General features: G+C 56.1%; 9 protein-coding genes. 8 read left to right on the top strand and 1 reads right to left on the bottom strand.

The window, feature by feature from the left end; all coding sequences use genetic code 11:
• Positions 1 to 9: 9 nt before the first annotated feature.
• Together ilvN and ilvC are read left to right on the top strand one after the other, a co-directional pair.
• Complete coding sequence (gene ilvN / locus RIKMI_RS0110060) at positions 10 to 570, top strand: acetolactate synthase small subunit (protein WP_037291838.1); 561 nt, start codon at positions 10 to 12, stop codon at positions 568 to 570.
• A gap of 1059 nt (positions 571 to 1629) precedes the next feature.
• Entirely contained in the window at positions 1630 to 2679 is a 1050-nt protein-coding gene (gene ilvC / locus RIKMI_RS0110055) for a ketol-acid reductoisomerase (RefSeq protein WP_027291503.1), read from the top strand.
• Positions 2680 to 3242: 563 nt separating this feature from the next.
• Here ilvC and RIKMI_RS0110045 read toward each other — a convergent pair.
• Positions 3243 to 4406 (bottom strand): acyltransferase family protein, encoded by a 1164-nt coding sequence (locus RIKMI_RS0110045; protein WP_027291501.1) that lies wholly within the window; start codon positions 4404 to 4406, stop codon positions 3243 to 3245.
• Positions 4407 to 4958: 552 nt separating this feature from the next.
• Between RIKMI_RS0110045 and RIKMI_RS0110040 the strand changes: the two genes are divergently transcribed.
• The 6 genes from RIKMI_RS0110040 to RIKMI_RS0110010 all read left to right on the top strand — a co-directional run bounded on the left by RIKMI_RS0110040 (position 4959) and on the right by RIKMI_RS0110010 (position 11729).
• Complete coding sequence (locus tag RIKMI_RS0110040) at positions 4959 to 5534, top strand: superoxide dismutase (RefSeq protein ID WP_051214581.1); 576 nt, start codon at positions 4959 to 4961, stop codon at positions 5532 to 5534.
• 190 nt (positions 5535 to 5724) lie between these two features.
• Positions 5725 to 6393, top strand: coding sequence for a redox-sensing transcriptional repressor Rex (locus tag RIKMI_RS0110035; RefSeq protein ID WP_027291499.1), 669 nt, complete (start codon positions 5725 to 5727; stop codon positions 6391 to 6393).
• A 9-nt stretch (positions 6394 to 6402) separates the two neighbouring features.
• Positions 6403 to 7110, top strand: a complete 708-nt coding sequence (locus RIKMI_RS13850) for a hypothetical protein (protein ID WP_051214499.1) — start codon at positions 6403 to 6405, stop codon at positions 7108 to 7110.
• A gap of 161 nt (positions 7111 to 7271) precedes the next feature.
• Positions 7272 to 8081 (top strand): glucosamine-6-phosphate deaminase, encoded by an 810-nt coding sequence (gene nagB / locus RIKMI_RS0110025; RefSeq protein ID WP_027291498.1) that lies wholly within the window; start codon positions 7272 to 7274, stop codon positions 8079 to 8081.
• A gap of 1305 nt (positions 8082 to 9386) precedes the next feature.
• Positions 9387 to 9845, top strand: coding sequence for a type I restriction enzyme HsdR N-terminal domain-containing protein (locus RIKMI_RS0110015; protein ID WP_037291832.1), 459 nt, complete (start codon positions 9387 to 9389; stop codon positions 9843 to 9845).
• A 3-nt stretch (positions 9846 to 9848) separates the two neighbouring features.
• Positions 9849 to 11729: an ABC-F family ATP-binding cassette domain-containing protein gene (locus tag RIKMI_RS0110010; RefSeq protein WP_027291495.1), complete on the top strand. Its 1881-nt coding sequence runs from the start codon at positions 9849 to 9851 to the stop codon at positions 11727 to 11729.
• Positions 11730 to 11773: the final 44 nt, after the last annotated feature.

The raw sequence follows: 11773 nt of genomic DNA, 5'->3' as shown, positions 1-11773 counted from the left end.
CGACAGACTATGGCACCAATCAAAGATACGGATCCCGCGATCCGCGAATACATCATCACGGTATTTACCGAGAACCAGGTCGGGGTACTGGGGCGCATCACCTCCATCTTCACCCGACGCAAGATCAATATCGAGAGCCTCAAGGTCAGCGAAACGCCGGTCAAAGGGATCAGCATGTTCACGATCCACGCTTTCACCACCGAAGATACGGCCTGCCGTATCCTGAGCGGCATCGAACGCATCATCGAGGTACTGCGGGCCGACAAATACCGCACCGACGAGTTCACGGCGCAGCAGATCGCGCTTTACAAGGTCTCGCCGGAGCTGTTCCTGCGCGGAGGGGACGCCTGCCTGAAAGCGCACAACGCACGAGTGATCGAAATCAATCCGGAATATGTGGTGCTGGAACGCACGGGAGCCAAGGAGGAGATCGAAGCTTTACGGAGTTATCTGGCGCAAAGCGGTATGCTGATGCAGTTCACCCATTCGGAGAACATCGTGCTGCACGACGCTACGGTGGAAAACGCCCTGAGCGGCATCATCGACCGGCGCGACTATCTGGGCGACTGAGCGCAGGGAAAGGCGGTTCCGCTTCGCCCGACCGCGCTATCTGGAGGTCCTCGTAACAGCGGTCCGGGCCGGTTTCCGCCCATGACAGAGGCCGGCCTTTCTCCGGTTTCGGATACCCCCCACCAGCCCTGCGCCAAGAGCAGTTCCGGGCTGACCGCTACGCGGCTGACAATTAACAGTATGGTTAAATGGCAGGGAGATGCTTTGCAAGCTTTAGGTCGCGCGGGCCGCAGCCTCCCGCAGCGGCGGCACGGTACCGCTGGGCACTCCGGCCGGATTGTAATTACCCCATTCCCGTGGTCCGTGGCTTTTGAGTAAACAAATTGACGGTTCTTTAGAGTCCGGACGCCCGGGAGCGGTCGCAACTTTCGGCGCGTAGAGCGACGAATTGCGGGCCTCCCGAGGGGAGGCGTCCGGCCCGCCCGCTGGCTCGGAAACTTATTTTAATTGTAGGTTTAAAAAGTACTCCCGGCTTCTTACATTGGTGTCGCAGTACGGGTAAAGACTGCTGACCCGGGAATGTGCGATTTTCCGTTCCGACGGGAGTCGGGAACGGGGAATCGCATTCCCGGCGACTTTTTTGCTTACTTTTTTGGTCGCGCAAAAAAAGTAAGTGCCCCGCCGACATGAGGCGTCCGGCACAGCCACTGTCCCCGCGGCACGAGCGGGCGGAGAAAAAACAAACGCCGTCGGCGAAAGACAGTACATTTAAACCTACTTTTAATTGCAGATTCAAGGTCGGAACCAGCGGAGCCGCAACAAACGCAGTACAGTTGCAGGCCCTCGCCGGAGATGACTCCAGGCGACAATAAATAAATTTAACCGTACAATTTAGCGGGCGGGCCGAGCCTCCTCCCAACGGCGCCCGACCGGGAAATCACCCCCGCAGGCAGACGAATAAGAACCACCGATACATTTAAAAACCGTTCCGTCGAACCCGAAATTCCGCCATGCGGAAATTTATGTCCGACATACGGACTAACGGATAAATTACGTACCTTTAGCAGTCCGCATACGACCAATACAAACAACCAATACTACATAAATCAACACTCGAAAATGGCAAAAATCAATTTCGGCGGTGTGGAAGAAAGCGTGATCACACGCGAAGAATTCCCCCTGAGCAAAGCGGCAGAAATCCTCAAAGACGAAACGATCGCAGTGATCGGATACGGCGTGCAAGGCCCGGGTCAGGCCATGAACCTGCGCGACAACGGTTTTAATGTGATCGTAGGTCAGCGCAAGAATTCCAAGACCTGGGACAAAGCGGTAGCCGACGGCTGGGTGCCGGGCAAGACCCTGTTCGAGATCGAAGAAGCCTGCGAAAAAGGGACCATCATCCAATACCTGCTTTCGGACGCCGGACAGATCGCCCTGTGGCCCACCGTGAAAAAACACCTGACCCCCGGCAAGGCCCTCTACTTCTCGCACGGTTTCGGGATCACCTATAAAGAAAAAACAGGTATCGTTCCGCCGGCCGACGTGGACGTCATCCTCGTTGCCCCGAAAGGTTCGGGCACCTCGCTGCGCCGCATGTTCGTGGCAGGGCGCGGGCTGAACTCCAGCTACGCCGTATTCCAGGACGCTACCGGCAAAGCCAAGGACCGCGTGATCGCGCTGGGTATCGGCGTAGGTTCGGGTTACCTGTTCGAAACCGACTTCAAACGCGAAGTGTTTTCCGACCTGACCGGCGAACGCGGTACGCTGATGGGAGCTATCCAGGGGATCTTCGCCGCCCAGTATCAGGTACTGCGCGAACACGGCCATACGCCGTCGGAAGCCTTCAACGAAACCATCGAAGAGCTGACCCAGAGCCTGATGCCGCTGGTAGCCGAAAACGGGATGGACTGGATGTACGCCAACTGCTCGACCACCGCACAGCGCGGCGCGCTGGACTGGTGGAAGCCGTTCCGCGACGCTACCCTGCCGGTATTCGAAAAACTGTACAGCGAAGTGGCCAACGGCAACGAAGCGCAGCGTTCGATCGACTGCAACTCGAAACCCGACTACCGCGAAGGTCTCGAAAAAGAACTCAAGGAACTCCGCGAGAGCGAAATGTGGCAGGCCGGCGCCGTTGTCCGTCAGCTGCGGCCGGAGAACAACAAATAACCCCGGTTACATATCTTGTATAGAAAGGTCGGCTCTCCGTACGGAGAGCCGACCTTTGTCGTGCAATAGCATCGGTGCCGTCATTGCACATTTCCACATAAACTATTTACACTAAGGTATTTACGACTGATTTTCAATATACCCGATTATATACTCCGATATACCCATTCGTTTGCGTCGATACTTTTTCGGCTCGTGCCGGACCCTCCGGATCTTTTGCCCGGGTTTGCACCGCCTTATGCCGTCCGACACGGAGCCGACCGAGGAAGCCTGTATCTTCCTATATTTTGTTATATCAATGTATCTAATCGGGATATATTCCTCCTTCAAGCGGAAAAAACGTCAGTCCCCTGTGCCGAGCGGCACCGCAGGGCCGTTTGAAGAGATCGTTATCCGGTTACGGGAAAAGTCGTATATACTTTAAGCACCGTAACCGGCTTTCTCCAAGATTCCCATACGATTCATGGTTCGGCTCTACGCCTTGCACCGCCTCGCGCCGCAAGCCCAAACAAAAACAGACCGAAAACAGATACCGCGGAGATTTAGAAGATAATGCTTTCCCTTTATTTTCTGCCAGTCATCACTTTCAACAATCCTGGAGTATATCGCCGCAAAAGATAAAAACTCATCAACAGGAACGTTAGCGTCGCACCCACGGCCAAAGCATAGACAAGAAACACACTGAATCCGGAATCCGGCCGGACTAAATAAAACACGCCTTTCAAAACCAATGCGATAATAATACCATGGGTTATGTAAATAAAAAACGAAGAAGACGCCAAGAAACGATTCACTTTACAAATCCCGCATTTCAACAACCAGACAGCCAAATTATAAGCAAAAATCAAACCGACCAATATATTCAGTCTTTTTATCGTAACGGCAACCTCCGGCCAACAATAAGCCGCCGTTATATACAACAAAGCCAGTAAAGGATATAAAATATTCGTCCATCGAGAAAATCGTCCGAACTCCGCAAGCATATCTTTCCCATTCACACTCATATAAGCCCCCCATGAGAAAAAGAAAAAAGCGGAAAGAAGCTGATCGACACGTCCCAAATCAAAATAAACTACCATGAACCATAGAATGCCCAACAGCCATATCAGGTAATGACGCATCCGCTTTAACAGCCAGTATAGAATCGGCGTACACAAAACAACAATCATCAAATCACGAATGAACCACAACGGTCCGTCTATGGGTGCAGTAGTACCCCAAATATTCCCGAAATTATTAATCTCCTGAGGAAGATTCCAATAACTCGAGAAAATCCGAGAAAGAGAAAAATCCCATTCCAATTTATGAACATTGGGAAAAAGAGCAGAAAAACATGGCATCAAATAAATTAACGGAAGCAATAAAGCGACAGTGTTCCAAATAACATACGGGATCAGTAACGTATGTACCCTATTTTTCAATTTCCGTATATAAATTTTTGTCGTCCAATCCCTCCCCAGAAAAAACACAAAACCAGATATGAAAAAATAAATCGGCACACTTTGCTGCCGTAGAAAACCGCTTATAAAATGATTAATCGCGACAAAACCGGAATAAATATTCACACTGTATTCTTGTCCGTGAATAGCCAACTCCTGTATATCAAACGTATGGATAATCAAAATGACCACAGCCAAAGGAAAACGCAATAAATCCAAACTTTGTGAGCGTAGATCATTTCGGGCAATTTCATGCGGTTTTATCGAGACTCGGCAGTTTTCACTCATCTCCCGTCTAACAAACTCTTCGTCTTTTCTGACTCCGCAAAAGACAGATTGCAGGAAAAAAGAAAGTGTGGAGTCGTTAGTTTATCCGGCAGGAGGCTCTGGTAAGCCCAAGTCACAAATAAACAATACCCCACACCTGTATATAGTATACGCTCAGAACGAGGCATACGCATACAAGTGACGAGTGTTATTGCTATCCTTGCGACTTTGAAATTTACCAGATTTCCTGCCAAGGACAAAAGCTAAACACTTTCATCGAAATATGTCGTGCCGGAACTCCCCGAAAGAAGACCCGACGCCGCAAAGATAGAAAATGTTTCGCAGCAAAACACTCCGTGGGGTATTGCAATGACAAAAGTCGGCGAAATTTTCCGAAAATCAGATATTGTACGGAAACTATGTTCTGACTATGTTGTCATTTACGTCTGGCATAGCATTTGAGACATCTATGCCGAAAAACGGAAAATCATGAAAAAACACCTGTTGCTCTGCGCCCTGGCCCTCGGTTCGGCCATCCTGACCGTATCCGCGCAAACCGTCCGCAAACACGAAATGACGCCCTTGCCCTACGCCCTCGACGCATTGGCGCCCGCCATGAGCGAAGAAACACTCGAATACCATTACGGCAAACACTACAAAGCCTATATCGACAACCTCAACGCCCTGCTCCCCGGAAGCCCTTACGCCGCCCTCTCGCTGGAAGAAATCGTAACGAAAGCCCCTGACGGTCCGATCTTCAACAACGCGGGGCAGGCTCTGAACCACCGGCTCTTTTTCCTGGGCATGTCGCCCGCACCCCAGTCGCGGCCGGACGGCGCATTGGCCCAGGCCATCGACAAAGCGTTCGGATCGTTCGAACAATTCCAGGCACAGTTCGCCAAAGCCGCCGCAGGACTGTTCGGGTCCGGCTGGGCATGGCTCGCCGCCGACAAAGCCGGCAACCTCAGTATAACGACCGAACCGAACGCCGGGAACCCGCTGCGTTACGGCCTGACCCCGCTGCTAGGCCTCGACGTTTGGGAACACGCCTACTACCTCGACTACCGCAACCGCCGGACCGACTATATCGCCAACTACTGGGATCTGGTGGATTGGAAAATCATCGGAGAACGATACGACCGCAGATAAAGACTTTCACCCTGCCGGAACCTCCCGGGCACGCCGTTCCGCATCATTTTCCGAAGAACCGGGACACACCCGGAACCAACATCAGACACGCCATGCAAAAGCGGCACGCGGTCGGGAAAAAAGTATTATATTTGCCTACTGTTAATCGCATCACACACCATTTAAACGACCGAATACACCCCACCGCCCCATGACCACCGACGCCGCGCACACAGTTGCGAAAAGACTTCCCGAACGGACTATCGAACGCCTGAGCGAATACCGGCGCATGTTGCTCGAATGCCTGCGACAGGGGCGCACCCATATCTATTCGCACGAACTGGCTTCGATGCACGGCATCACGGCCGTGCAGGTCAGACGCGACCTGATGCTGATCGGATTCAGCAGCGACACGAAAAAAGGGTACGACGTGGGAGTGCTGATCGAATTTATCGGCACCATCCTGGACAGCCCCGACGGACTGAACGTGGGGATCATCGGGATGGGTAACCTGGCGCAGGCCGTCACGCACTACTTCAACGGAAAACGCTCCAGACTCCGGATCACCGCGGCTTTCGACATCGATCCCCGGAAAGTGGGCCGGACTGTGGCCGGAGTGCCCTGCTACCATATGGACACTTTCGCGCAGGAAGTACCCCGGCACGACATACGGGTCATCATCCTGACCTCGCCCTCGTCGGTGGCCGCCGGCATGGTCGGGCCGATCACCGACGCCGGAATACGCGGCGTACTGAACTTCACCTCCACCCCGCTGACCTTTCCCGACAATATCTACGTCGAAGACTACGACATCATCACCCTGCTCGAAAAAGTGGCCTATTTCTCCAAAGACCCCGAACCCGCCGAGGACTCCGAATAACCCCGCCCCATGCAGATACACTACGGATTCGACAATTTGCCGCACCTGCGGCGGACGGCCGTCGCCGTGGGGTCGTTCGACGGCGTACACCGCGGGCACCGGCTGCTGATCGACCGGCTCAACGAAATCGCGCATAACGATCCGTCGGCGGACGGGGAATCGGTCGTGGTGACCTTCGACCCCCACCCGCGTTTCGTCCTCAGAGGCGAAAACCGCCTGCTGAGCACCCTGCCCGAAAAGCTCGAACTGCTGGCGGAAACCGGCGTCGATCACACGGTGGTCGTGCGCTTCACCCCCGAATTCAGCCGGATAGACAGCGAAACGTTCACGCAGGATTACCTGAAAAAACGGCTGAAAGCCGAAACCGTGCTGTCGGGCGAAGGCCACCACTTCGGCCACAACCGTTCCGGGTCGGCGGCGATGCTGGAACGGGACGGGATACGCACGGCCAACCTGGGCCGGTACGAAAACATCAGCTCGACATCGATCCGCGCCGCGATCGAAGCAGGCGACATGGAAACGGCGGCTTACATGCTCGGCGGCCCGTACCTCGTCCTGACCGAGCCGCCGCACGACCCGACCAAACTGCTCCCGCCGGAAGGCGAATACCGCGTTCTGTTGCCGGACGAAGGCGGAGCCGAACGGTTGGTCCGGATCGACCGTTCGCTCTTCGACCGGCCCGACCGGCCCCGCCGCCTCCGTATTCTTGGAAAATAACGGCACTTATCTTACATTTGTACAGGTTATCCCCCGGAATACCGGAACGGCCGCCCCGTCCCCGAATGCGCCAGGGCGTCCGGGCGCCGGATTCCGCCCGCTTCAATCGAATCCGGACGAAGCCGAACGCGAACAAAAATTAACCGAACAAACATATCCCTATGCGACTGATTATCGAACCCGACTACGCCCACATCTCGCGCTGGGCCGCCAACTACATCGCCCATAAAATCAACGCTTTCGGGCCGACTCCCGAAAAGCCGTTCGTGCTGGGCCTCCCGACCGGTTCCACACCGCTGGGTACCTATAAGGAGCTGATCGCGCTGCACAAGGCCGGCAAAGTGTCTTTCGCCGACGTAGTAACTTTCAATATGGACGAATATTGCGGCATCCCGAAAGAACATCCGCAGAGCTACTATACCTTCATGTGGACCAACTTTTTCAGCCACGTGGACATCCGGCCGGAAAACGTCAATATCCTGAACGGCAACGCCCCCGACCCCGCCGCCGAATGCGCCGCCTACGAAGCCAAAATCGCGGCCCTGGGCGGTATCCGGCTTTTCATGGGCGGCATCGGGCCCGACGGTCATATCGCTTTCAACGAACCGGCCTCGTCGCTGACTTCGCGCACGCGGATGAAGACCCTCACCCTGGATACCATCATCGCCAACTCGCGCTTCTTCGACAACGACGTCGATAAAGTCCCGAAGACGGCTCTGACCGTGGGCGTAGGCACCATCATGGACGCAGACGAAGTGCTGATCCTCGTGAACGGGCACGGCAAGGCCCGCGCCCTGCGCCACGGAATCGAAGAGGGCGTAAACCACATGTGGACCATCAGCGCCCTGCAACGGCATCCGCACGGCATCATCGTCTGCGACGAAGACGCCACGGCCGAACTGAAAGTGGGGACATACAAATATTTCAAAGACATCGAAGGCAAAAACCTCGATCCCGACACCCAATTGTAAACCCTCCCGTCGCCGCCGCGTACCGCAACCGCCGCGCGGCGGCTTCCGGACGGCGGAAACGAACCGCGAACGGATCGGGCGGCTCCACCCGACCGCACGGAACGAGAGGCACGGAAAGAAAAAATCTGCAAAACCGGCACGATTTTCTCCCCGACGATCCGTTCCGTAAAACGGACACGGCAGCTGCCGGAACGAATCGTTCCGGTAGCTGCTTTTTTATGTCTCCATCCTTTGTCTGTTTATTCATCAAGCAAAAGCGCCGACCCCGGGAATATGCGATTTCCCGGTCCGACAGGAGTCGGGAGCGGGGAATCGCATTCCCGGCGACTTTTTTGCTTACTTTTTTGGTCGCGCAACCGACGCAGCAGCCGAGAGCCATCGGGGTTGGCTTCGCCTTCCTCCTCGTCGTTCGGCAGTGCTTAAGCCGGCTTGCACTACTCTCACCGGCAGCGTCGGTTGCACGAATGGCCGAGGCGCCAAGAGGAACCGAGCAGCGTACCGAGGCCAGAGGCCGCTTGCGGACTTTGGCGAGGCAGCGCGAGGAAGCCGCCGGCAAACCGTAGGTAAAAAAGTAAGTGCCCCACGGCATAAGGCGTCCGGAGAAGCCGGTACTCCCGCGACATGAGTGGGCGAAGAAAGAACAAACGCCTGTCGGTGAGAGACATTACGATTAAACATAGGTTTAAAAATACTTCCGGCTTCTTATATTGGTATCGAAACAGGGGCGGAGACTACTGGCCCGGGAATGTGCGATTTCCCGGTCCGACGGGAGTCGGGAGCGGGGAATCGCATTCCCGGCGACTTCTTTGCTTTCTTTCTTGGTCGCGCAAGAAAGAAAGTGCCTCCGCGACATGAGCGGACGAAGAAAGAACAAACGCCTGTCGGTGAGAGACATTACGATTAAACCTACGGTTTATTACAATGTTCTCCCTTAGTCAGGCCGGAGCCGGCGTAGGCCTGCAAGCAGTCCACGCTGGCTCCGGCCTTGAATTTGCAAATTAAAAGTACATTTGTTTGTTCAAAGCGCGGTCTGCGGGGAACGGAGTATTTATACTCCGACTGGAGTGCCCAGCGACACCGGGTCTCCGCTGCGGGAGGCTGCGGCCCGCGCGACCATAGGTCGCAGGCTAACATAAACGTTACGATTTTAATGTACTGTTAAAACTAAATTTCCGCGTCAGCGGGCGGGCCGGACGCCTCCCCCTCGTGAGGCCCGGTGCCGCTCGGCACAGGGGGCCGGGCTGTAATTACCCGAGACCTCCCGGGCGTCCGACCGTAGAAATAATTGTACTTTTGTAGCGAGTTATGACCGGAAACGCCAAATACCCGCCACTGAACCTGCCCGCCGCCAACCTCAGGCTGCGCCGCACCGGCCCCAAACCCGAAGTCTGGGACATGCTACGGGGCAAATGGCTGGTACTCACCCCCGAAGAGTGGGTACGACAGCATTTTATCCGCTTTCTGGCCGATACCTGCGGCATCGACCTCTACCGCATCGTGCAGGAGCGGCAGCTGCTCATCGACGGTTTTTCGCTCCGTGCGGACATCGTGGTCTATTCCCGGAAAGGCGAACCGCAACTGATCGTGGAATGCAAAGCCGCCGGCGTGGCGATCACCCAGGACGTATTCGACCAGGTAGCCCGCTACAACATACGATTGAGCGTCCCCTACCTCGTGGTCACGAACGGCCTGCGCCACTACTGCTGCGAGATCGACCGCGCCGCCCGCACCTACCGATTCATCAACGAAATACCCCGCCTCTGAAATATGGCCATCCACATGCAGGTCTCCGCGCTCACCAAGTCGTTCGGCGAGCGCGTGCTTTTCGAAAACATCTCCTTCGGCATCGCCGAAGGGCAACGCATCGGGCTGATCGCCGCCAACGGCACCGGTAAAACCACCCTGTTGAACATTATCGCCGGACATATGGACTACGACAGCGGCGAAGTGGTTTTCCGCCGCGACCTCTCCGTCGGCTACCTCGAACAGGATCCGCGTTTCCCCGCCGGCCTGACCGTCCTGGAAGCCTGCTTCCACGGGCAGAACGAAATCGTGCGAACCATCGCCCGTTACGAACAGGCCCTCGCCCGCAACGACACCGCGGCGATAGACGGCCTGCTGGCCCGAATGGAGGCCCTCGGAGCGTGGGATTTCGAACAGCGGGCCAAACAGATCCTGACCCGGCTCCGCATCGCCGACCTCGAACAGCGCGTGGAGACCCTTTCGGGCGGACAACTCAAACGGGTGGCGCTGGCCGCGGCCCTCATCGTGGAACCCGACCTGCTGATCCTGGACGAGCCGACCAACCACCTCGACCTGGAGATGACCGAATGGCTCGAAGAGTACCTCGCCGGACGACGCATGAGCCTGCTGATGGTCACCCACGACCGTTATTTCCTCGACAGGGTCTGCAACGAAATCATCGAAATCGACGACCGGCGGCTGTACAGCTACAAAGGCAATTACAGCTATTACCTCGAAAAACGGCAGGAGCGGCTCGACGCGGCGGACGCGACCGTGGCCCGGATGAAAAACCTGTACCGCCGGGAACTGGAGTGGATACGCCGCACGCCGTCGGCCCGGTCGGGCAAGGCGAAATACCGCATCGACGCTTTTCAGGACATTAAGGACAAGGCACACACGCGGCGCAGCGAAGAGACGGTGCAGCTGGACGTACGGCAAACCTATATCGGGAAAAAGATTTTCGAAGCGCAGCACCTCTGCAAACGGTTCGGCGACCGGGTGATCCTCGACGATTTCAGCTACCTGTTCTCGCGGTACGAGAAAATGGGCATCGTCGGGAACAACGGAACGGGAAAATCGACCTTCATCAAAATCCTGCTGGGGTTGGAAACAGCGGACAGCGGAACAATCGACATCGGAGAGACGGTGCGATTCGGCTATTACAGCCAGCAGGGGATGGAATTCGCCCCCCAGGCCCGGGTCATCGACATCGTTACGGCCATCGCCGAGCACATCACCCTGAGCGACGGCAAACAGATCAGCGCATCGCAGCTGCTGACCCGGTTTCTCTTCTCGCCGCAGGCCCAGTACGACTACGTGGCCAAACTGAGCGGCGGCGAACGGCGGCGGCTCTACCTCTGCACGATCCTGATGTCGAACCCGAATTTCCTGGTGCTGGACGAACCGACCAACGACCTGGACATTCGGACCCTCAACGTGCTGGAAGAGTACCTGTCGGCCTTCTCGGGCTGTCTGATCGTAGTCTCGCACGACCGTTATTTTATGGATAAGGTGGCCGACCACCTGCTGGTGTTCAACGGACAAGGGAACATCAGGGATTTTCCGGGCAGCTATACCGATTACCGTACCTGGCGCAAGGAACAGGAGGCCGCGGCGGCGCAGGGGGCGGCCAAAACCGTCAAACCCGCGGCGGTCGCCCCGACGACGGCATCGAAACCGAAAGAGCGCGTCAAGGGAAAACTATCGTTCAACGAAAAGCGGGAATTCGAACGGTTAGAAGCGGAAATTCCGGAACTGGAAGCGGAAAAAGCGGCTCTCGAAACGGAGATGAGCAGCGGCACGCTCTCCACGGAGGAGTTGATCGCCAAATCGGAACGCATCGCCGCGCTGATCGAAGAAATCGACGCCAAATCCATGCGCTGGCTCGAACTTTCCGAACTCTGAGCCGGCCGCGGGCGGCAATCCCCCGCCATTCCCGCATCCCGGCG

It is taken from the genome of Rikenella microfusus DSM 15922, from assembly GCF_000427365.1.
GTDB lineage: Bacteria > Bacteroidota > Bacteroidia > Bacteroidales > Rikenellaceae > Rikenella > Rikenella microfusus.
This window is presented reverse-complemented; position numbering and strand designations above follow the sequence as displayed.

Excerpts from the sequence above, each read along its gene's own strand:
- nagB (WP_027291498.1), top strand. The coding sequence starts at position 7,272 with ATGCGACTGATTATCGAACCCGACTACGCCCACATCTCGCGCTGGGCC.
- ilvN (WP_037291838.1), top strand. The coding sequence starts at position 10 with ATGGCACCAATCAAAGATACGGATCCCGCGATCCGCGAATACATCATC.
- RIKMI_RS0110040 (WP_051214581.1), top strand. The coding sequence starts at position 4,959 with ATGACGCCCTTGCCCTACGCCCTCGACGCATTGGCGCCCGCCATGAGC.
- RIKMI_RS0110015 (WP_037291832.1), top strand. The coding sequence starts at position 9,387 with ATGACCGGAAACGCCAAATACCCGCCACTGAACCTGCCCGCCGCCAAC.
- ilvC (WP_027291503.1), top strand. The coding sequence starts at position 1,630 with ATGGCAAAAATCAATTTCGGCGGTGTGGAAGAAAGCGTGATCACACGC.
- RIKMI_RS0110010 (WP_027291495.1), top strand. The coding sequence starts at position 9,849 with ATGGCCATCCACATGCAGGTCTCCGCGCTCACCAAGTCGTTCGGCGAG.
- RIKMI_RS0110045 (WP_027291501.1), bottom strand. The coding sequence starts at position 4,406 with ATGAGTGAAAACTGCCGAGTCTCGATAAAACCGCATGAAATTGCCCGA.
- RIKMI_RS13850 (WP_051214499.1), top strand. The coding sequence starts at position 6,403 with ATGCAGATACACTACGGATTCGACAATTTGCCGCACCTGCGGCGGACG.
- RIKMI_RS0110035 (WP_027291499.1), top strand. The coding sequence starts at position 5,725 with ATGACCACCGACGCCGCGCACACAGTTGCGAAAAGACTTCCCGAACGG.